This window comes from Dokdonella sp. (assembly GCF_041395345.1).
Classification (GTDB): domain Bacteria; phylum Pseudomonadota; class Gammaproteobacteria; order Xanthomonadales; family Rhodanobacteraceae; genus Dokdonella.
In genome coordinates this window covers 199,896-220,180 of sequence record NZ_JAWLAR010000001.1, presented here as the reverse complement: position 1 = coordinate 220,180, position 20,285 = coordinate 199,896, and the positions used below count along the sequence as shown (strand labels likewise).

Below are 20,285 nucleotides of genomic sequence, written 5' to 3'. Positions count from 1 at the left end.
CCGTAAACCAGGAATGGTCCGGGCTAGTGCACCCAGCGACCACCGCGCCTGCGCGGCGGTCTCGGCGGCTCACCTTCCTTCCGCCGCACATGCTCTTCGTCGTTGGCCGGGTTTTGCCGCCAGTATTCGGCGACTGCATCGATGGCCTCGGGAATACGCGCCAGGCATTCGTCGTATTCCTCCTCGGTCATCGGCGCAAACTCGGCGTCGCTCTCGAACACGTCGTCCTCGATCGACAACGCGATGATCGGACCGAGATACTGCATCAGGTCGGAATCCTGGCCGAGCCGCGATTCCCAGGCCGCTGCTCGCAAGTCGATGCCGCGGCTGAAGCCCTCGCACCAGCCGCGTGAGGTAAACGTCGTGCCACCCTCATCGGAGTCGATCTCGCCAAGAATGGGTTCGTAAGCCCCGGTTTCGATCTCGAGCATGACCGAATCATTGAGACGCGCCAGCAGGGTCAGGATGCGCTCGCCCTCTTCGATGTCGACAAAGGGCTCATGCAGGACTTCCGGCAGCCATTCATCGGGTGTGGCCGGCGACGGCCCGATCGTCAGCGAGGTCAGAAATCCATGCACCCCGTCGAGCAGCAGGTGGTCTTCACCAGCGTGCGCGCGCAGGTACTGATCGAGCTCCTCAAGCTCGATATCCGACAACGAGGCTGGCCAGTCAGACTCGGACATCGACAAGCTCCAGCAGGGCCGGTGTGTGATCGGAAGGACGCTCCCAGGTACGCGGCTCGCGATCGATGCTGGCGCCGCTGGCCCGCTCCATGACGGCTGCGCTGGCCAGCACCAGGTCGATGCGAAGGCCGAGGTCGCGGCGGAATCCGGCTTGCCGGTAATCCCACCAGCTGAACTGGCCTGCCGACTCGTCGAATCGCCGGAAGCTGTCTGCCAGGCCAAGATCGAGCATGCGCTTCAAGGCATCGCGTTCGGGCGTCGAACACAGGATCTTTTCGTGCCAGGCAACCGGATCATGCACGTCGCGATCATCCGGAGCGATGTTGAAGTCACCCATCACGACCAGACGCGGATCATTGCGCAGCTCCCCTTCGAGAAAACGGGTCACCTTGTCCAGCCAGGCGAGCTTGTAGGCGTATTTTTCGCTTCCTACAGCCTGTCCGTTGACCACGTACAGATTGGCCACCCTGAGTTCACCAACGGTAGCAATGAGAATGCGCCGCTGCGGATCGTCGAGTCCCGGCACATCGGTGACGACGTCGTGGATCGGCTGCTTCGCCAGCATGGCCACGCCGTTGTAGGTCTTCTGACCGGAAAACGCGACCTCGTAGCCCAGTGCCTCGATTGCCGCGCGAGGAAACCTGGCGTCTTCCATCTTGGTTTCCTGGATGCCGAGCAGATCAGGCTGCGCACTCGCGCACCACTGTTCGACATGCGGCAGGCGCACGTTCAGCGAATTGACGTTCCAGGTAGCGAGTTTCATGGCTGCAGTTTAGCCGACTGGGTGTACTCGCTGCATGGAGACGCCAGGCTCGGGGTTTCGTTCAATTTCAGAGCCTGCCTAGAGCGGCCAGGCCCACAGCAGCATCGGCACGCTGACCGCGACCACGATGACCTCAAGGGCCAGGCCGAGCCGCCAGAAGTCGCCGAAGTGAAATCCGCCCGGCCCGAGAATCAGCGTGTTGTTCTGGTGGCCTATGGGGGTCAGGAACGCGCAAGACGCGCCAATCGCGATCGCCATCAGGAAGGCATCGGCATTCACACCAAACTGGTCGGCCGCGCTGAGCGCGATAGGACACATGACTGCCGCAGTGGCGACGTTGTTCATGAGATCGGAAAGAAACATGGTGACCACGAGCAGGATGATCAGAACGGCCGTCACATGGCCCTGGCTGACCGTATCCAGCAGGAAACGCGCGATCAGGTCCGCGGTGCCGGTTGTCGCCATTGCATCGGCGACGGGCAACATGGCCCCGAGCAGGACGATCACCGACCAGTCGATCGAGGTATACACCGAGCGCAGCGGGACAATTCGGGTCACCACAAACGCCAGCGCGGCCAGGGCAAAGGCAATGGCCACCGGAAACACGCCAAGAGTGGTCGCGACAATGGCGGCTGCCATGATCAGGGATGCCTTCAGCGCATTGCCCTTCTTCGGCACGCGGATATCGCGCTGAGCCAGCGGCAGACAGCCGAATTGGGCAGCGAAACCGGCCAGCGACTCGCCCGGTCCCTGCATCAGCAGCACATCACCCGCTTCGATGGCGGTCGAGCGCAGGCGCTTGATCGATCGCCGGCCCTGGCGCGAAATGGCGAGCAGATTGATGCCGAAGCGTGTGCGCAACTCGATGTCCGTTGCCGAGCGACCGATGAGCTCGGCATTCGGCGTGGCCACGAATTCGCGAATCTCGACTTCGCTCGAGCGTGGCTTGTCGGAACCCTTGTCATCAACCGGATCTGACTTGTCCGGCAAGGCGTCGGCGATCGCGCTGATGGCGGCGGCCTCTGTCGGCGCGTCGTCTTCATCCTCTTCCCGGGGTGGTACCGCCTCCTCGAGTTTCAGGCCGAGACTCGACAGGGCTGTGGCCAGCGAATCGGGATCGACCTCGATGACGAGGATATCGCCGGCCTTGAGGATGCGACGCGGATTGGGCGCGGAAATCCTCATTCCGCTGCGGACCAGTCCGATGATCTGCGCATCCGACTCATCGAGCATCTGCTCGACCTCGCGCAGGCTGCGATTCACCGGCTTGCTGTCTTCGACAATGCGTACTTCGCTGAAATACAGGCCGGTGTCGAAACTGCCTGATGCCGACTGCTTGCGCAGCGGCACCATGCGCCAGCCGATCAGCCCGACAAAGAGCAGGCCAGCGACGGCCACGCTGACGCCGACCGGGGCGAAATCGAACATCGTGAATGCACCCTTGCCGGAGGCCAGGCGAAAGTCCGAAACGATCAGGTTCGGTGGCGTGCCGATCAGGGTGGTCATGCCGCCGAGAATCGAACCGAAGGCTAGCGGCATCAGCACCTTGCCGGCCGGCAGGTTCTGTTGTGCGGCGATCTGGATCGCAATCGGCATCAGCAGGGCCAGTGCGCCGACATTGTTCATGAAGCCCGAGAGCAGGGCGGCCAGGCCGATCAGGCAAAGGATGCTCAAGCTCGGACCGGCCGATGTCGGCAGCAGGCGTCTGGCCAGAGCCTGCACCGCGCCGGTGGCCTGCAAGCCATGTCCGAGCACAAGAACGCAGGCTACCGTGATCACCGCGGGATGGCCGAACCCGGAAAACGCATCGCGGCCGGAAACAGTGCCAAGCACGACGCACAGCAGCAAGGCGGCCATCGCGACGACATCATGGCGCAGCCGGCTCCACAGGAAGCCGGCCATTGTCGCGCCGAGCACGAGGAGAATTGTCAGCTGCGCGGAATTCATCGCCGATTGCTTCCTTCAAGCCACCGCATGAACGCGACAACGAGAATGGTTTCCGAGGTCTTCATGGCTTCTTCCAGTCGAGGACCCAGAATACCTTGAACCGGTCTTCGAACGCGCACGACGCGCTACCATCAGTACCTGCCCATTCTGTCTGCAATCACCATGACAATGATCGACCTGCGCAGCGACACCGTGACCCAGCCCAGCGCGGCCATGCGCGCAGCGATGGCGGCCGCCGAAGTCGGCGATGACGTCTACCGGGAAGACCCCACAGTCCGCGCACTGGAAGAGCGCGCCGCCGCCGAGCTCGGTTTTGATTGCGGCCTGTTTGTACCCAGCGGCACACAGTCCAATCTCATCGCCCTGCTCTCGCATTGCCAGCGCGGCGACGAGATGCTGGTCGGCATGGACGCGCATTCCTACAAGTACGAAGCCGGTGGCGCCGCCGTGCTTGGCTCCATCCAGCCGCAACCCATCCTCAATGCCGCTGACGGCAGCTTGCCGATCGAGGCGTTGAAAAAGGCGCTCAAGCCGGACGATCCACACTTTGCCCGTACGCGGTTGCTCGCACTCGAAAACACCTGGCACGGTCGTGTCCTGCCCCAGGACTATATTGTCGAAGCGGCCGCCTGGGTGCGATCGCATGGACTCTCCGTGCACCTGGACGGAGCGCGATTCTTCAATGCCGTCGTCGCCAGCGGACGGCCCGCGCATGAGCTGGCCGAGCCGTTCGACAGCGTTTCGGTGTGTCTGTCCAAGGGCCTAGGAGCGCCGGTGGGCTCGGTTCTGCTGTGTTCGGAATCGCTGATTGACGCCGCCCTTCGCTGGCGCAAGATGCTCGGTGGCGGCATGCGTCAGTCGGGTATTCTTGCCGCAGCCGGACTTTACGCGCTCGACCATCATGTTGCGCGCCTGGCCGAAGACCACGCACGCGCGCAACGTCTCGCAGTCGGCCTGCGCGCGATCGACGCGATTCAGGTGCAGGGATGCTTCACCAACATGGTGTTCATCGATGTACCCACGGACCAGCTGCGGGCGCTCGATGAGCATCTGCTCGCAGCGGGCGTGCGTGCCAGCATCGGCTACCTGCCCAGCGTGCGCCTGGTTACCCACCTCGATATCGACGACGCCGGGGTTGATCGCGCCATCGCGGCGTTCGGCAAGTTCTTCGGCTGATCAGCGCATCGCGTTGTGCAGTCTGGCGGGTGATCAGCGCAGCGCGATCGACAACACGGCCACGAAAAACCACGCAAGCGTGACGAACCCATTGACTGCAGGCACGCGACGCTCCAGACGCAGATGCCGGGCGTATGCCTTCACCGCTGGTTTCTGCTAGGCCACGGCACTGCGCCAGAGTCCAAACGATTGCTATTGCACTGCAGCCGCTTCGCCAGCGAAGCCTCAAGCGCTGCTGCGCATCACGGATCTCTGCGAGCAGCCTGAGGATCCTTGCATCGTCCCTCGAAGCTGGACCCTCTGTTGCGCAGTTTCGGAAACCGTCTCACACCTCGGCGAAGCGCTGCCTCAGCCCGCACTGTCAAACGCGGTGCGGATCCAGCCGATCAGCTCCGCATCGACATCCTTGATGCTGGTCAGCCTGATCTTGTAGTTGCACATCTTCCCAGGCGGCTCGGCCAGCAGTCTTTCGGTTGCCGCGACGCCCTTCATGTTGAGTCCCACTTCAAGCCGCGTCTGCGTCGCGGGCCCGATCATCGCAAACTGCTTCTTGCGCCGCAGGCTGACATAGCCCTTCTTTGGTGCCGTTTCATAGTCGCCGAATTTCGAGATCTTCTTGATCAGCAACTCATGGATCGGGCGAAACTCGGCCTTCTTGCCGGTGTAGATTTCATCGAGGATCCTGTCGGGATCCGTCGACGCAACGGACCTGGCCGGCGATTCCGCGGCGGCTGCATAGGTCACGACCGCGTTGGCGTCGCCGTGACCCATGCCGAGTTCACGCTTGAGGTAGTCGCGCCTTTCGCCGAACTTTGACAAGCCGCTGGCCTTGAGCAACTTGACGAGCTCGGAAAGCTTCCTGCCACTGCGCTTTTCGATATTGGCCAGCTGCGTGGCATAAGCCTTTTCCAGATCTGTCATGACGATCTCCCGGTTTGGTCTTGCACAGGAACCTGTTGCGCCTCGACGACGACTGCTGTCCCGTAGCACAGTACTTCGGCCATGCCGGCCATCAGTTCGGTTGCGTCGTAGCGCATGCCGACGATCGCATTCGCGCCGAGCTTGCGCGCCTGTCGGATCATCAGCTGGAAAGTCTCCGACCGCGTTTGTTCGCATAGGGTCGTGTAAACCGTGATGTTGCCGCCAAAGATTGCATGCAGGCCACCAATCATGTTGCCCACGATCGAGCGCGAACGAACAGTCAGCCCCCTGACCACGCCGAGGCTGCGCACGATGCGATAGCCGGGCAGTTCGAAGGCCGTGGTGATCATGGCGTTGCTCAGGCTGGAAGCTCTTGGGGCATTCGGAGGATTGCCTTCATCGGTCAGGTTGAGGGTCTGCAAGTACGCTTCTCCAGGGTTGTCGTCAGGATTGAATCTTCGATGGCTTGCGGCAATCAGGATTGGCGCGCGCGCAGCGCCTTCCAGCGCTCGAGGCTTTCCGCCGGCCATTGTTCCCTGGCGTCGTAGAATTCCGGGCAAACCGGCTTGTCCGCTGACAACACCACCCAGGGCTGCTTGCTCTCCGTGTGGATATGGATGTCCGGTGGCAGCCGGTCGGGCTCATCCAGCGTACCGACGCGAACAAAGCAGACTGAAGGCCCGCCCCCTGCATAGTGGCTCCAGATCGCCACGCGGCACTGCGGACAGCGCGCGATACGCTGGCCCTTGCCGCTGGCCGAAGGCGTATCGACCATGTCCGGTTCGCCTTGCAGAAGTTCAACACGATCCGCTTCGATCAGCGCATTCAACGCGAATGCCGTGCCTGTCTCGCGCTGGCACCAGCGGCAATGGCAGCAGTGCACGAATATCGGTGCGGACAGAATCCGGTAGCGCAGGACCTGGCAGTCACAGCCGCCAGTGATCGGGTAGTCTGACATCGAGGTCATCGCCGCTGCTCCGCGAAGCTGGAGCAGGCATCAAACCGCATCACCGACCCGGGTTCAAGAACCAGCCGCCTGCGCGCGCCGGAAAATCTGGTGGTTGCCCGGCGTCCAGGTCTTGCCGCCGTCCTTGCTGTACTCCATGCGCGACTCGAAGCGATCCTCACCGACATTGAACCGAGTGAAACGCAATTGACCCGTGCCGCCATCCCGAGTCTCGAATTCCGGAGTCGTGCGGACCTCGCCACCGAGTGGCCCCGACATGATCCAGAGATTGCCGTCGGCGCCGACCGAAACCATCTCGATCAGGGCTTTCCGTTCGTTCACGTAGAAGAGAATTCCTGCGGCCTGGTTCTTTTCCGGAATGTCCATGCGACCGGAAACCACGCGGTCGGGAACGACCCAGGAAAAACGGTAGGTGCCCTTCATCGTGTTGGCGACCGAGCCGTCCTCGGCGAGATTCTCGGTGACCACATCCCAGAGGCCGATCGATTCACGCAATTGTTCGACGGACTTCTGCAAGGCGTCACTGTCGTCGGGCTTGCTCGCCAGCGCAAGGCTGCATGCCAGACCCAGACCCAGACCGATCAGAAAGTGCTTCATGGACTCGTCCTCCACGTCCGCACCATCAGGCCTGTTCACGACTCGCCGGAAAAGGCCCATAGGTCACCCCAGGCACCCTTCAGCGGCTCGGCGGTCCCTTCAATTCGACCACGTTGCCTTCCGGATCCTCGAGATACAGGGAAGGTCCGTTGCCCTCGGCGCCGTAGCGCATTTCAAGCGGCCCGGCGTTGAGGCCGAAGGTGGCGAGGTGCGAGCGAATGGCCGCTTCGTCAAACGGTTCGACACGCAGGCAGAAGTGATCGAGATTGTGCGAGCCGGCCTTCGGCTCGCCACCGCCAGCCCTGCCGAGTTCCCCATCGACCGGTACCAGGTCGATCAGGCTGCTGCCGGCGCGCAACTGGATCAGGCCGAGCCCGTCCTTGCGCCGCTCGAGCGAACAGCCAAGCACGTCGCAGTAGAAATGCAGCATCGCATCGAGATCGACAACGCGCAGGACCAGGTGATCGATTTCGCGGATGTGAATCATGTCTCCGACTCGAATCAGGGATGCCCCGTCACGGCACGCGAATGAGTATCCGTGGCACCGGGGCCGGCATCAAGGGCCGCTCCAAGATTGACAAGACTGCTCTGGTCAATCCGGATGATGCCGCGTCGCGGACGATCCAGATCCATGATCACGAAAGAAAGCACGACGATCAGGACCAGTAGAACATACGTGGTTACGGACGGCCGATGGCCGGCCACACCGGCGGCATAGCCGACCACACCACCAGTCAGCACGAACGTGGCAAACAGCAGGAACAGGATTTCATTGGGCACGTGGCGAGCCAGCGCCGCGTCGCGACGACCGTAGGAATCGATCATGTCGTTGAGAGCCTGGATGAACAGCCCTGTCGCGACCATCTCCGGTTTCTCCACGGCCGCCTGCAGGGCGAGCGCCCAGACCGCATCCAGATTCTGATTGGTGTTGCCGAGCAGGACATCGCGATCGGATTCGTGGGCCAGGTCGATACTGCCCGCACGCACACGCAGATCCACATGCTGGCGAAGTCGATCCTGGACCTGGGTTCGAACCGAATCCGGAAGCAGTTGCGCGCGCAGCCAGGTCGTCCCGATGGCGTTCGCTTCGTCGACCACGGCCTGGCTACGCATGTCGTAGCGCTGCAGTGAAAGCGAGAGGGTGAAGCCGAGGATCAGGGCGAGAAAACCGAGCAGCGAACCCTGGATCGCATTGATGTGAGTGCGCGTGGTGTCGCTTTCCCGCCCCTGCACCGGTCGGCCCAGTCGGTAGCCGAATTCGACAGCCAGCACCATACCGGCGAAGATGCCGGCGGAAATGAGCAGGCTGTTTTGTTGAAAGATCAGATCAAGCATTCATTCCACCCTGTTGAACCGATACCCGGAAATCCGCGCCCAAGTCGCGCAGGCCGGCGCGTCGGGTTGCGTGCTGCAACACGCTAGTCTTCACCAATTCCAGATCGGGCGCCATGCCCTGGCCGGCAACGAATCGCTGCAGCGCGATGGCGCCTCGCTAGTGTCGCGGCGGCGACTGGGCCGGCAACGCCAGCGAGGCAGGATCGGCCCGTTTGCCGGCAGCATGAATCGCCGACTGAAGGTCGAGCAGGCTGCTCTGATCAACTCGGATCAGGCCGCGTCGCGGGCGGTCCAGGTCCAGGATGACGAAGGCGAGAACGACGATCAGCACGGCCAGCACATGGGTGGTTGCCGAGGGTCGATGGCCGGCCACGCCAGAGGCGTATCCGACCACGCTTCCGGTCAGCAGGAAGGTGCCGAACAGCAGCAACAGCACCGTCTGTGGAACATGGCGATTGAGTGCGGCACCTCGCTGTCCATGGGAATCGATCATCTCGTTCAGGGCCTGAATGTACAGTCCGGTGGTGACCGGCGAAGGATTCTCCTCGGCTGCAGTCAGGGCCAGGCCCCACAGCCGATTCAGATTCTCGTTGGTCTGACCCAACAACCGGCTGCGCTCGGCGGGATGAGCCAGGTCGATTTCACCGGCATCCACACGCAAGTCAACATGCCGCCGCATGCCTTCAAGGACCTGACCGCGGACCGAACCCGGCAGCAGTTGCGCGCGCAGCCACGCCGTCCCTATCGCATTGGCTTCATCCACAACGGCCTCGCTGCGCGTGTCATAGCGCTGCAGCGACAAGGACAGGGTGAAACCCAGCAGCAGTGCCAGCATACCGAGCAGCGAGGCCTGGATCGCGCCGATATGGGCGTGAGCCGACTTGCTGACCCGCTCGTCACTGCGTCGCCCGATGCGGAAGCCGATCTCGATGGCCCCGACCATCGCCGCCAGGGCAGAGCCGGCGATCAGCACACTGTTCTGCCCGAAAATGAGATCAATCATCCGCCGCGCCTCGCACTGGCCTTTGAGCCCTGTCATACGCAACACGCCCGAAACGTAGGGCGTCTCGGGCGTGAATGGGAGTCCGGCATTTTCCGCGCATTGAACGAGGAGCGCCAGACAGCGCCACTGGGCGGCGAGAGTTTCCCTGGCAGGTCAGGGCGAAATCAGAAACGGTGTCACGACCAGATAACCGCCAATGGTCGCGAGCACGCCGATCAAGGTGGAAACCATGCCGAGCCGGCGCGAGTAGATCCAGCCGCTGGCGCCGAGGGTCCAGAAAAACAGGCAGGTCCCGACCAGGAACAGCGGCGAGAGCGTGGCGTGAATGTCCATCAGCATGTCCGGATTCGATTCCGCCATCGGACTGGCCAGCCAGACCGCGGACAGGGACCAGCCGAGCGCACAAAGGACCAGGGCACCCGAACAGACCAGGCTCAGGGCTGCCGTGATTTCGCGTGACAGCGATCGTTCGGAAACCGAGACCACTACGCCGAGAAAGGCCAGGGCGAACCCGCCAAGGACCGCACTGACGGAGGACAACTGACTGAACGCGTCGATCATTTCGTGCACTCCATCAAACCTGCCCCATCTTCTTTCGTGACCGGCTCAAGATCAATGCGCCGAAGGAGCACGCTTCCCCAACGCCCGGCCTCTGCAGGCATGCTTCGAAATGGCAGGACGGCAACGAGATAGCCAAGCCGCTCCTCTACCAGAAAGTCAGGCGAATTCAGCTTGCCGCAATTTCAGCGCGACAGCACACAGCGCCAGGACGCACAGGTTGGTCGTGACCGGATTGAACGCCCCCGCAAGCAGCTTGGGGACGGCAAATGCTGCAACAGCAAGAAGGCCCAGCATGGCCGCCGCGGTAACCATCAACGGCCAGGCCCGGCGCCACAAGACCAGGACGATCAGGCCAAAAAGAATCTCGATGACGCCCGCACTCATCGACAGCGGCACGGCGAGCTCGCGGGAGAAACCAAGCGCGGCCCAGATGGCGAGTTCATCCGCGTGCGGACCCAGCAACTTCGGCACCAGGCCGTGATAGACCCAGACAAGAGCGATCACAACACGGCTGATCCCGTAAGCCGAAATCCTGTCAATCATGGGCCTTGAAGAACCGGTTTTCATGATCCTCGTGCGGAACGAGGCAGCTGTCGAGGCGACCGAACAACGCATACCGGTTCAACGCGACGCGGTCGTACATCCAGTCACGCACAAACCACGGGATGATCCAGGCAATGCACGCGAGTGGCCACGGAAACGGCAGGCGGCGCATGACGCGCAGGAATGCAGCCGACTTCGTATGGATTGCAGGCCCTTCGACCAGCAGCATCGTGTCGAAGTGATCCTGCGGGAAGCCATGCCGCGCCAGGATCGCCTGACCCTCGGGTGATTGCACGGTTGCCAACTTGAAGCGATGTCGTCGATCGAACCGGATCAGGAATTTCGCCCAGGCCGAACACAGCCTGCACACGCCGTCGAACAGCACGATCCGGTCGGGCTGGTCGACTTCAGCTGCTTCCGCTTGTGAGTTGCGCATGAAAGTTCTTCTGCAAGAAGCAGGTCGCGTGCGTCGGCACCCGGCCCGATTCGGGATCAGTGACCGCCGAGCTTGCCTAACCCGCGCTCCAGCGCCCGGACCATCTTGTGTGCCGCACCCGTCACTGCCTGATCAACCGATTGTGCCAGTTCACTCGCGGATACCGGTTGGCGCCCGGCGAGCCTGACCTCCAGCAAACAGCGCTTGTCGGGCGGTCCCGACTTGGACGCGCTGTTTTCGTCGCTCAAGTGCACTTCTACTCGCGTGATCTGATCTTCGAATCGCGCAAGAATGCGCTCAAGAGTCGCTTCGACCTCATGCGCCCGTCCGTCATTCCCGGAAACATTGCTGTCCGTATTGACCTGGATCTTCATGATCGATTCTCCAGTCCATTGTCATTGCGACTAGCCTAACGCGAATTCAGCGCAGCAACGACAGCCTTCATCGCCACGGAGGCGAGGCCAGTAGCTGCCGTTGAATATTACCCGCCAGAAAAACCAGGATGCCTGCAGCTTCAAGCCCGGGCACACTGGCGAGATGCCAGGTGGCTCACAGGATACGCATGTTTACCGGCTGCAACGGTGGCGCTGACGATATCGGCACGATCCCGCCCAAGTGCAGCTTCGCGAAGATGAGGACTTCACCCACGATCGAATGGACGCGTCCTGCCAGAGCCGAGACGCCACAGCAGGACGGCGTGTCGGGCAGCCCTGCGCCGCAGGGCGAATGCCGGGCAACTTCACTCGCGGACTTCAACGCCCTTCCAGAACGCTACCCGACCACGAATCTCCTCAGCCGCCGGCAGAGGTTCCTTGTAGGTCCATGCCGCATTCTCGTTGCGCTTGCCATCGACTTCGAGTGAGTAGTAGCTGGCCGTCCCCTTCCAGGGGCACCGCGAGGTGTGCTCGCTGGTCTTGAAGTACTGCGAGTGCAACGACGCTTCAGGAAAGTAGTGATTGCCTTCGACGACCACGGTGTCGTCGGACTGCGCAACGATCGAACCGTTCCAGATTGCCTTCATGCGTGAATCGTCCGGTTAGCCAGGGTTCAACGATTCTCGCACTCTCAAGCCGGGAGCGCCTCCCGGGTCGTCTCGAGACGCCGGATTGCAGGCGCCTACGCCTAGCGCAAAATCTTCTCGATGGCTTTTCCCTTTGCGAGCTCGTCGATGAGCTTGTCGAGGTAGCGGATATTTCGCATCAGCGGATCCTCCACGTCTTCAACACGAACACCGCAGACGACGCCCTTGATGAGCGCGACATTCGGATTCATCGCGGGCGCTCGGGCGAAAAACGTTGCAAGATCGCAGCCTTGCCCAATCTGCTCGCGCAGCTCCGCCTTGGAGTATCCGGTCAGCCAGCAGATGATCGTGTCCACCTCTTCCCTGGTTCGACCCTTGCGCTCCGCCTTTTGCACATACATCGGATACACCTTCGAGAATGCGGTGGCAAAGATCGGATGCCCTGGCATGGTGTTTCCTCCATCTGGTTTTCGTGGCGTGAATGCCGGCGATAGTACTGCACGCACGCCGCCTGAACTCGAACCGCAAGTGCAACATCCGGGCCGGACGCCCGTCGCGCCGACAGCACGTTCAATCCGGTCGCCGGCAAAGGCGCGCGCCTCGTGTTTGCGATATCGGGCTGCTCAGTCATTTTGCGCGTCTGCGGGGGTTACTGCTACTGCAGCGCACGAACCATGAACACGTTGAATTCGGTAGCCGTGTAGTCAGCAAAGGCGCCACACCAATCAAACCCGTTCCTCAAGTACAGCGCGTGCGCCGCGGCAAAGGCTTCACCTGTTCCTGTTTCGAGGAAGATCCGCTTGTAGCCTCGATCGGCTGCTTCCGAAACGATCCGGTTCAGCAGGGCCTGGCCGACCCCCTGCCCGAGGAATGCTGCGCGGGTTCGCATCGATTTGATTTCGCCCGCATTGCCGCCGAGTTCCTTCAGCGCGCCGCATCCGCACAGTTCCTGATTCCGCCAGGCGGTCCAGAACGTGATGTCGGGCATGCGCAATGCTTCGACGGCCAGCGCGTTCACATGCCCGGCAGGCGAGTTCCCGTGCATGCCTTGCAGGTGCTCGGCAATCAGGGATTGCACCGCGTCGCTCGCCAGGTCGTCGACTCGAATTTCAAGCGGATCGCATGCGATCGCATTCTCCCCGTTGTGGGTGGGGGAGCACCCGGGCACGGAGTCAGAGGTCATCTCTCGAGTCCCGTGGCAGCGACACGATGGTGCCTTGCGCGATCGCACAAAGCGTCTCGCTGCCTGCACTGACGCAGAAAACTTCGCAGCGGCAGACCGCCTGGCTCTTGCCGGCATGCACCACACTGGCGCGAGCCACGAGCTCGTCACCGAGCGCCGGCCGGACGTAATTGATCTTGAACTCGGAGGTCACGACCGCGGACCCGAGAACACTGCCACCCGCAAATGTCAAACCGTTGTCGGCCGCATAGGAAAGGACACCCCCATGCACAAACCCGTTCTGTTGCTTGAGCTCGTCCCTGATCGGAATTCGGAGCTCGGAGTGGCCGGGCGCGAACCCGGTAACGCGGGTGCCCAAAAGGGTGCTGAAAGGCTGGGATGCCAGCACGTGTCGCGCGATGTCCATTGAAATGTTCATGGTGGGCCTGTCTGGTAAAGGCACGGCGTGCTTGAAACTCGTTCCTGTTACGAAATCATCGCTCGAAAATGCTGACCGGGGACGGTAATCCCGCCGGTCAGCGCGGGGGGGGTCACCTCGCCGATTGAATCGACTCGCCAGCTATCCGCGGATCCTGGTCGAGCGCGCGTCGGTAATGCATCGCCACCGCACCATTGCGTAGCGGCGTCGAAGCGATCAGTTCAAGCCGTCGCGTGCTGGAGAGTCCGCTATCGAAGAGCTTCGGGCCGTGACTGGCAATCCGGGGGTGCACAAGGAACTGGTACTCGTCGATCAGATCCAGCCGGTCTAGCTCGGTTGCGAGCTTGCTGCTACCGAGAAGCACCCCGGAAGGCGTCGCCTCCTTGAGTTCCTGCACGCATGTGCGCAGGTCGCCGACGATGGAGTGGCTGTTCGTCCACGGATAGTCCGTTCGCGTCGAAGACACCACGTACTTCGGCTTGGATTCCAGCTTGATCGCCCACTCGCGCACGGCCGGCGTCGCCTCCACTTCGCCGCGCGCGACCGCCGGCCAGTAGCTTTCCATCATCTCGTAGGTGATGCGGCCCCACAGCATCGCCCCGCCCTGGTCCATGAGACGGGTGAAGAAGGCGTGTGTCTCGTCATCGGCGATTCCTTCCCGATGATCGACGCAGCCGTCCAGGGTGAGGTTCAGGCTGAAGGTGAGAAGTCCCATGCGGGTTTGCTCCCAGTTGGAGGTGTCGCCGGACTGTCCTCAGTCGGCCAGCACCACGCAGCGACGAACACCGGTGCCAAGCCGCCTGCGCCCAGGGCGACGGATCGGACAAGCGGCAAGACGACTCCGGCTTCATGTGGCCTCAAGGGCCATCACGCTGCTTTTACACAACCCTCGGTAGAAGGGGAAGTGTCCATGATTGCCATAGCCATGGGTTTGGATCCGACGGAGAAGGAACCTTCGCTTTGCGCGGCCTACAGGTACCGAATCCATTGACGGATCAAGGCCTGAAACGACTCGGCATGGTCTTCCAGGTCTTGCCCGGTCTTGAACTCGACCATCGCGCGGTCCCCGGCAAGCCATTTCAACAGGCCATCAGGGTCCTTGATTTTCACGCCGCCAGGAGGAGCATCGCGCACCTTGGCCCCGAGATGAAGAATCACTCCCGTTGCGCCCTTTGCGCGCAGATTCGTGGTCGCAAAGTACTCGCTTGTACGAAAGCTTGGCGCTTTCCACTTGATGCCCTCGGCTATCGACGGGTCAACGGCCAGGATGCACGCGCGCAAGCGCTGGATCTCGTCCTTGAACGGGTGCTCCAGCTCGTCCATGAACCGATCTACCGCCGCTGTGGTATCCGCAGGTGTGCTGTGCCTTTCAGCCTTTGTAATCAGAGACGACACGGACAGCTCCTCGGGGCAACAGTCGGCCCGACACTGAGGTTGGGCCGAACAGCAAACCGGCGTCGGTTTGATGAATGTTCAAGCCGCGACCAGCGACTGCAACGCCGGTGCGGCCAAGGTGGGAACGAACTCGATGACTTGATAGCTGGCCACGTCGTGGATGTGGAACGGATCTTGGACAAGAACCGACTCCAACTCCTCGGCCGATGCCGCATTTGCCAGGACTACCCCGCCATCGCGCGGTTCCTTGCGCCCGGAAAGAATGAATATGCCCTGCTGATACATGCGTTGCAGGAACTCGCGATGGGCCGGAAGCAGCGCGTCGACTGCCGCCAATGGCTTGGTGTAGGTCAACAGGACAACGAACACGCGGTAGTCTCCTCTTGCAACCCGATTTCGGAGTGGCCCGCCGGGGTAACGGTCGCCAGGGCGAGTCAGAAAGCTTCCCGCCTTATCCGGCCTCCCAAGCCATGACGGGTGTTCTACACAACCATCGGCAGAAGGGGAAGCCTCGTGACTCACATCCCGAATGCCTGCAAGTGACGGGGCTGATTCCCGAGCACCAACGACACCGATCGGCAAAAGGGGTTTTCGCGTGCGGTCGAGTGCCATGGAGCGATCCAGCACCAGCGACACCGCAAGACCGTTCGCGACCCAGGGAAGCATTCCTCCGGGACGAAAACGCAGTCTGACCATCGCTCCATCACTGCAGTGCTCCGACTTCAGCGAAATGCAGCACGCAGAAAAATCAGATGACCCACAGTAGCCAGCAAGCGCAGGGCAAAGGGATCACTCGCCTGGAGTTGACGGGAAGTCTCTTGAGGATTGTCAGGCAATGCACTTGCCTGAACTTCCTTCGCCCAGGGGAATGGGCAGCCCTTGCTTCTCCACATGATAGTACAGCGACAGGATCCGCCACTGCGTACCCACCTTGTAGAGTTGGATGCTGTTGACGCCGACGAAATCGGGGGAAGTTGCGGACTTGTCGGTTCTTGACTCCACGACGCTATACACGACTGCGAAGCGGTCGTAGGTCTGCACCATGCGTGAGACTTCGCACTCATGGAAGCCTTTCTCCCTGACGCTCGCATAGGGTTGCAGGAACTCTTCAACACTCGAGCGACGCACGGAGGGGGCGCCTGCCTTGTAACGGCCGCCGAAGATCACCGCATCTTCATGGAAGATGCGCTTGAGGGTGGCGAGATCGGCACTTGAGCCGGGTTCGTTGGACAAGGCGCTCCAAAGCGCGGAAATCGCCGCCCCGGGTGTGCCTTCAACGGCACTCGCGCAATTCGAGAGCAGCAGTAACGTGAGCAATAGTCTTCGCATGCAAGGATCCCTGGTGTGGCCTGACACATATTCCAAGCTGCGTGCGCCGGCACGTCGGCCTGGAGCAGAAGTTGATCTGCCGTGAATGGCAGCAGATGCTAGTCGGCGAGAAGTGTGGAGAGTATGCCTACAGAGCAGACAAACGGAACTGCAAGAACTACCAACTCGACTTTTCGGAGAACCGAGCGCGGCTTCGCAAGATAATGGAACGACGCGTAGCCAAGAGAGAACGAGACAAATGACAGCGCACCGGAAGCAACACTCGCGATAAAGACAATTGCAAGCATGGGCAGGCCGCAGATATACCCATGCTGCGCCTGGACACTCTCATAGACGGAAGCTTGCTCAAGGTAGGCCCATGCTGGCGGAGCGACATAGGCCAAGCCAGCTAGAATCCACGAGAGTTCTCTCTTCATGCGTGCCACCGTAGCCTTGAACTCGCGACTGCGGAGATGGAGGGTTCGGGGGAACTGGTCTGGCCATGACGAGAATTCCTGAAGTCTGGTTCAGGGTGTCCGCCCAAGCGCTGGAACCGTCCGGCCGGCAGAACTGCTTGTGGGGTGGCTCCATGCACAGCGGCCATGATTACCTTCTCAAGGTGCGTTCTCTCGTGAGCGTTGGTGCGTCCAGAGCACCAGGAGAGTGATGCCGGTGAGTGGAAGGACGAACCCCAGCATGGTCGCACCGAAGCCGCGGAGCGCGTCGTGCTGGGTAGCGGCAAGGATGAGATAGGTCACGTAGATCACGTAGTAGGCCAGGAATACGGCGCCCTCCCAGCGTGCAACCCGGTGCCCGCTGCCGAAGATCGGCAGGCAGGCAAAGGCCACCGCAATCATCACGGGCATGTCGAAGACGACAAGTCCCGGTGCCACCGAGAGCCCGTCCGGCGTGACCAGAGCGGCGACCCCGAGGATGCCCAACAGATTGAAGATACTGCTGCCGACAATGTTGCCGACGGCGATATCACGTTCCCCGCGCATCGCCGCTACGACGGAAGTGGCCAGTTCCGGAAAGCCCGTGCCCGCCGCCACGATGGTCAGGCCGATGACGACCTCGCTGATCTCCAGCGCGCGAGCGATGGACACGGCGCTGTCCACGAGCCAGGTCGCGCCGAGCACGAGCAGGCCCAATCCTCCGAGGACAAGAACGACCTGTACCGGCAGACGTTCCAGCCATCCCGCGGGAGCGGCGCTGAACTCCTTCGCATACTCAGCCTGCACTGCCGTGACCTCCCGTCGGGTCTGCCGGATCACGTACACGGTGTAGGCGACAAGTCCTGCCACCAGCAGCAGCCCGTCGAACGTGCCAATTCTCCCATCCTGCGCCATCACGAGGACCAGCACGGACAGGCCAACCAGCAGCGGCACCTCGAAGCGCACCAGTTGCTGCTGCACCATGAGGGGCGCGATCAGCGCAGCCATTCCCAGCACGGCGAGCACGTTGAAGATGTTGCTCCCCACGACATTGCCAACGGCGATGTCGGCCTGACCGGCGAGTCCGGATTGCACGCTTACCGCCAGTTCCGGCGAGCTGGTGCCGAAGGCGACCACGGTAAGCCCGATCACGAGGGGAGAGATGCCGAAGCGCAGCGCCAGTCGCGACGCCCCGCGCACGAGTAGATCTGCGCCAATCACGAGCACGGCAAGACCCGCGACCAGAAACACCAAATTAGTGAGCTCCAAGGTACTCTCTCTTCACGCCCGGGTGAGGACAGCAGCGCCGTTAGTCTTGAGCCACCCAACGCCGGAAATGAGCCGCTGCGTTAGCGTATGGCTTGAATAAATGGCTGGGCTGAAGCATGCCGCCTACCAGACGATTACTGCAAGCACAAAAGCAACAACAGCAATGGCTGAAACGGCGACCAGGCCGACGAAGTTCATACCGCCCGCACACTCTGTGCAGCACGGCCCAGAACCAAACCAGACGCCGAGAAACAGGATGCCATACCACTTGAGTGCACCCGCCTCCGCCGGCCGTTCACGGCATAGTTTGCATAGTGCCTTCATTTGGCTCAACACCGCAGACAAGCCGCCGTTGAATGCGGTCGACTTGATTCATTAGTCAGGCCCTTCGGGCTGCATATATCCAGCAAACTTGTTGATGTAGTCATCGAGGTTCTCCTCCAGCATAGCCCTGTCTTGCTTGGTGAAGTATTCGATTGCCTCTTTTCTTTCAGCTCGCATCTCCAATGAAGAACTGCAACCACATGCAGTTACCCAAGCATTGAATCGCGCCGTTGCATACATGCACGAAGCACTAACCTTACCCGGACTGAATTTCTCTACCTGCTCATTCGCGAGGTAGATTACTGCGTCGGCACGATTGTAGAACTCATCGTCAATGTCAGCTGCCAAGGAAAACCTCGATTGGGGTCCAACACCAGAATTGAGCCGCATGCGTTAGCAAGTCGGCTCGAATGAAAAGTTATGCTTATATGGCAATGCCTTCACGTGAGCCAGCATAGAGCCAAACTCCTCCGTGCTTCTCAAAACTGGCCTGCTCACCACCACCGGTTGTTTCCCCGCAAGTCCAAATGACCCAAGCTGTGGCATTGGAGAATGCACGAAACTCGAATTTGTCGACGCTTACCAAACAAGCCGGCCGTTCTGTACTCGCATGTGTACACCCGCCATTAGCATCCTTAGCGCATCTGCATTCTGAAGGTGGGCCCTGAGTGAGCGTCGTCACCGGTCGCCCGGCAGCTTCGGTGCGCGGACATCGAAGAATACGAAACGCCGGATAACAAGAGGCCGCCCAAGAAGCGTCGATAATCAGGAACCCGCGCAAGATGCCGCACGAGGCTGGAAAGTGATCTGCTCCTGAGCGCATCGTCTTTTTCAGATCACCGTGGCGTTGCTGGTACTGCAGCGACGCTCGTAAACGGCAGGAAACAAATGTTTGAAACGATCACGGCGAGCGCACAGTGAGCCAAAAACGAGAACGGTCCTTCACGTGGCGCAATAATGAATGCTTCCACGATGAGTTTGACACTGCCACCGCCAAGAGATTGAAAATGTCGCCACACTTCATCACTTGATGTTTTTTCGCAGCGACACACAACGAGTTACTATCGTTAAGATTTCAAATATGGTAGCTTCATTACGAGTTACCTTAAACGGCTTCACTGACGTTATCTCCGAACGCTTTGATTCCGCTTTCCACGAGATCGCGTTTCACGCTGAGTGGACACAGCGCTGGATATGACTCGCATGACCACGTTGATGATTTCGCATGTTTTATTTGAGTTTAAGTTCACAGCTCGCCATCGTCTTCTTGTATTTCTTCCGGTTTAATAGTTTTATGAGTGCTAGCGAAACCAACGCCTTCGCAAGTTATCTCCTGTAACTGATGCGCAATGGTGGAATTGCTGGAGACATTCAGGAATTGAAAAAGATTGCTTGTATGCTTCGCAATGTTTGAGAGCATCAAAGTGAACATCAAAATGAAAATAATGATATTGATATCGTTCATCTAATTTTAAAGACTGTGAAGACGATATCGAGTCGCAAAAATACGAAAATCGTCATTTGAATGAAAAGAATTCTTACATAAAGTATAATTATCCTGCACTCCGAGTAATGCGAACTGTGTTAGGCCTGAGAGGAGTCCAGTTAAGACATGTCATCGCAATATAATACATATTGTATTCAGTGTTTAACTGATGACTGAGTTCGCAAGAAACGCAAATGCCATCATGATACTGACTGTGAGTTACCCCCAAAACCATTGCGCCATACGTTGAGTCCATGGTAATTTCTTAATGCGGTATCGCTTATCCAACATGAACGTCGAAGCTCTGAATAATATCTTCACCAAGTACAATGATCACGAATGATTGGTTCACCTGAAATATGACAAACACAACCACGCATATATCCAATGCAGATAAATATGATGATGCTGCGATACTGATAGATGCTTTATTGCAAGTTCCGACAGCTTAATAATGCTGATTAATTTTACGTTAATAAACTGTTGAATATAAAAGAGACTTCAATCCGCCATTG

At 60.2% G+C, this 20,285-nt stretch carries 27 protein-coding genes; 1 reads left to right on the top strand and 26 read right to left on the bottom strand.

Features of this window, described 5'->3' with window-relative positions; translation table 11 throughout:
• Positions 1-23 precede the first annotated feature (23 nt).
• The 3 genes from R3F00_RS01060 to R3F00_RS01050 all read right to left on the bottom strand — a co-directional run bounded on the left by R3F00_RS01060 (position 24) and on the right by R3F00_RS01050 (position 3,393).
• On the bottom strand, positions 24-683 hold the full coding sequence (locus tag R3F00_RS01060; RefSeq protein WP_371279844.1) for a YecA family protein: 660 nt from the start codon (positions 681-683) through the stop codon (positions 24-26).
• Positions 670-1,446 carry an exodeoxyribonuclease III gene (gene xth, locus R3F00_RS01055; protein ID WP_371279843.1) on the bottom strand — a complete coding sequence of 259 codons (777 nt, stop codon included), beginning with the start codon at positions 1,444-1,446 and terminating at the stop codon, positions 670-672. Before xth ends, R3F00_RS01060 begins: the two co-directional genes overlap by 14 nt.
• Positions 1,447-1,524: 78 nt before the next feature.
• Positions 1,525-3,393 (bottom strand): SLC13 family permease, encoded by a 1,869-nt coding sequence (locus tag R3F00_RS01050; protein WP_371279842.1) that lies wholly within the window; start codon positions 3,391-3,393, stop codon positions 1,525-1,527.
• A 162-nt stretch (positions 3,394-3,555) separates the two neighbouring features.
• Between R3F00_RS01050 and ltaE the strand changes: the two genes are divergently transcribed.
• Positions 3,556-4,569, top strand: a complete 1,014-nt coding sequence (gene ltaE, locus R3F00_RS01045; protein ID WP_371279841.1) for a low-specificity L-threonine aldolase — start codon at positions 3,556-3,558, stop codon at positions 4,567-4,569.
• Between the two features lie 348 nt (positions 4,570-4,917).
• Here the strand turns inward: ltaE and R3F00_RS01040 are convergent, their stop codons facing one another.
• From R3F00_RS01040 to R3F00_RS00930, 23 genes are all read right to left on the bottom strand, one after another.
• Positions 4,918-5,490, bottom strand: coding sequence for a DUF5655 domain-containing protein (locus tag R3F00_RS01040; RefSeq protein ID WP_371279840.1), 573 nt, complete (start codon positions 5,488-5,490; stop codon positions 4,918-4,920).
• On the bottom strand, positions 5,487-5,840 hold the full coding sequence (locus R3F00_RS01035; protein ID WP_371280023.1) for a YbjQ family protein: 354 nt from the start codon (positions 5,838-5,840) through the stop codon (positions 5,487-5,489). Before R3F00_RS01035 ends, R3F00_RS01040 begins: the two co-directional genes overlap by 4 nt.
• A gap of 125 nt (positions 5,841-5,965) precedes the next feature.
• Positions 5,966-6,457 (bottom strand): GFA family protein, encoded by a 492-nt coding sequence (locus R3F00_RS01030; RefSeq protein WP_371279839.1) that lies wholly within the window; start codon positions 6,455-6,457, stop codon positions 5,966-5,968.
• A 54-nt stretch (positions 6,458-6,511) separates the two neighbouring features.
• The gene (locus tag R3F00_RS01025) at positions 6,512-7,054 is read right to left on the bottom strand and encodes a hypothetical protein (RefSeq protein ID WP_371279838.1); all 543 of its coding nucleotides are present in this window, start codon (positions 7,052-7,054) and stop codon (positions 6,512-6,514) included.
• A 79-nt stretch (positions 7,055-7,133) separates the two neighbouring features.
• Positions 7,134-7,541 carry a VOC family protein gene (locus R3F00_RS01020; RefSeq protein WP_371279837.1) on the bottom strand — a complete coding sequence of 136 codons (408 nt, stop codon included), beginning with the start codon at positions 7,539-7,541 and terminating at the stop codon, positions 7,134-7,136.
• A gap of 14 nt (positions 7,542-7,555) precedes the next feature.
• Positions 7,556-8,389, bottom strand: a complete 834-nt coding sequence (locus R3F00_RS01015; RefSeq protein ID WP_371279836.1) for a hypothetical protein — start codon at positions 8,387-8,389, stop codon at positions 7,556-7,558.
• A gap of 157 nt (positions 8,390-8,546) precedes the next feature.
• Positions 8,547-9,392, bottom strand: coding sequence for a hypothetical protein (locus tag R3F00_RS01010; protein ID WP_371279835.1), 846 nt, complete (start codon positions 9,390-9,392; stop codon positions 8,547-8,549).
• A 153-nt stretch (positions 9,393-9,545) separates the two neighbouring features.
• Positions 9,546-9,953, bottom strand: a complete 408-nt coding sequence (locus R3F00_RS01005) for a hypothetical protein (protein ID WP_371279833.1) — start codon at positions 9,951-9,953, stop codon at positions 9,546-9,548.
• Between the two features lie 156 nt (positions 9,954-10,109).
• Complete coding sequence (locus tag R3F00_RS01000; protein WP_371279832.1) at positions 10,110-10,496, bottom strand: DoxX-like family protein; 387 nt, start codon at positions 10,494-10,496, stop codon at positions 10,110-10,112.
• A complete protein-coding gene (locus R3F00_RS00995; protein WP_371279831.1) occupies positions 10,489-10,932 on the bottom strand; it encodes a thiol-disulfide oxidoreductase DCC family protein in 444 nt (147 codons plus the stop codon). Before R3F00_RS00995 ends, R3F00_RS01000 begins: the two co-directional genes overlap by 8 nt.
• Before the next feature lie 56 nt (positions 10,933-10,988).
• A complete protein-coding gene (locus R3F00_RS00990; RefSeq protein WP_371279830.1) occupies positions 10,989-11,306 on the bottom strand; it encodes an HPF/RaiA family ribosome-associated protein in 318 nt (105 codons plus the stop codon).
• 365 nt (positions 11,307-11,671) lie between these two features.
• Positions 11,672-11,953, bottom strand: a complete 282-nt coding sequence (locus R3F00_RS00985) for a DUF427 domain-containing protein (protein WP_371279829.1) — start codon at positions 11,951-11,953, stop codon at positions 11,672-11,674.
• Positions 11,954-12,054: 101 nt separating this feature from the next.
• The gene (locus R3F00_RS00980) at positions 12,055-12,402 is read right to left on the bottom strand and encodes a DUF2200 domain-containing protein (protein ID WP_371279828.1); all 348 of its coding nucleotides are present in this window, start codon (positions 12,400-12,402) and stop codon (positions 12,055-12,057) included.
• Between the two features lie 206 nt (positions 12,403-12,608).
• Positions 12,609-13,136: a GNAT family N-acetyltransferase gene (locus R3F00_RS00975; RefSeq protein WP_371279827.1), complete on the bottom strand. Its 528-nt coding sequence runs from the start codon at positions 13,134-13,136 to the stop codon at positions 12,609-12,611.
• A complete protein-coding gene (locus R3F00_RS00970) occupies positions 13,126-13,554 on the bottom strand; it encodes a PaaI family thioesterase (protein WP_371279826.1) in 429 nt (142 codons plus the stop codon). Before R3F00_RS00970 ends, R3F00_RS00975 begins: the two co-directional genes overlap by 11 nt.
• 112 nt (positions 13,555-13,666) lie before the next feature.
• Positions 13,667-14,269, bottom strand: coding sequence for a dihydrofolate reductase family protein (locus R3F00_RS00965; RefSeq protein ID WP_371279825.1), 603 nt, complete (start codon positions 14,267-14,269; stop codon positions 13,667-13,669).
• A gap of 254 nt (positions 14,270-14,523) precedes the next feature.
• Entirely contained in the window at positions 14,524-14,877 is a 354-nt protein-coding gene (locus R3F00_RS00960) for a DUF1801 domain-containing protein (protein ID WP_371279824.1), read from the bottom strand.
• 150 nt (positions 14,878-15,027) lie between these two features.
• Complete coding sequence (locus R3F00_RS00955) at positions 15,028-15,318, bottom strand: YciI family protein (protein ID WP_371279823.1); 291 nt, start codon at positions 15,316-15,318, stop codon at positions 15,028-15,030.
• A 459-nt stretch (positions 15,319-15,777) separates the two neighbouring features.
• Positions 15,778-16,278, bottom strand: a complete 501-nt coding sequence (locus R3F00_RS00950; RefSeq protein ID WP_371279822.1) for a nuclear transport factor 2 family protein — start codon at positions 16,276-16,278, stop codon at positions 15,778-15,780.
• A 98-nt stretch (positions 16,279-16,376) separates the two neighbouring features.
• Positions 16,377-16,694 (bottom strand): hypothetical protein, encoded by a 318-nt coding sequence (locus tag R3F00_RS00945; protein ID WP_371279821.1) that lies wholly within the window; start codon positions 16,692-16,694, stop codon positions 16,377-16,379.
• A gap of 177 nt (positions 16,695-16,871) precedes the next feature.
• Complete coding sequence (locus R3F00_RS00940; RefSeq protein ID WP_371279820.1) at positions 16,872-17,960, bottom strand: calcium/sodium antiporter; 1,089 nt, start codon at positions 17,958-17,960, stop codon at positions 16,872-16,874.
• 375 nt (positions 17,961-18,335) lie between these two features.
• Positions 18,336-18,632 carry a DUF3144 domain-containing protein gene (locus R3F00_RS00935; protein ID WP_371279819.1) on the bottom strand — a complete coding sequence of 99 codons (297 nt, stop codon included), beginning with the start codon at positions 18,630-18,632 and terminating at the stop codon, positions 18,336-18,338.
• A gap of 898 nt (positions 18,633-19,530) precedes the next feature.
• Positions 19,531-19,749 (bottom strand): hypothetical protein, encoded by a 219-nt coding sequence (locus R3F00_RS00930; RefSeq protein ID WP_371279818.1) that lies wholly within the window; start codon positions 19,747-19,749, stop codon positions 19,531-19,533.
• Positions 19,750-20,285 lie beyond the last annotated feature (536 nt).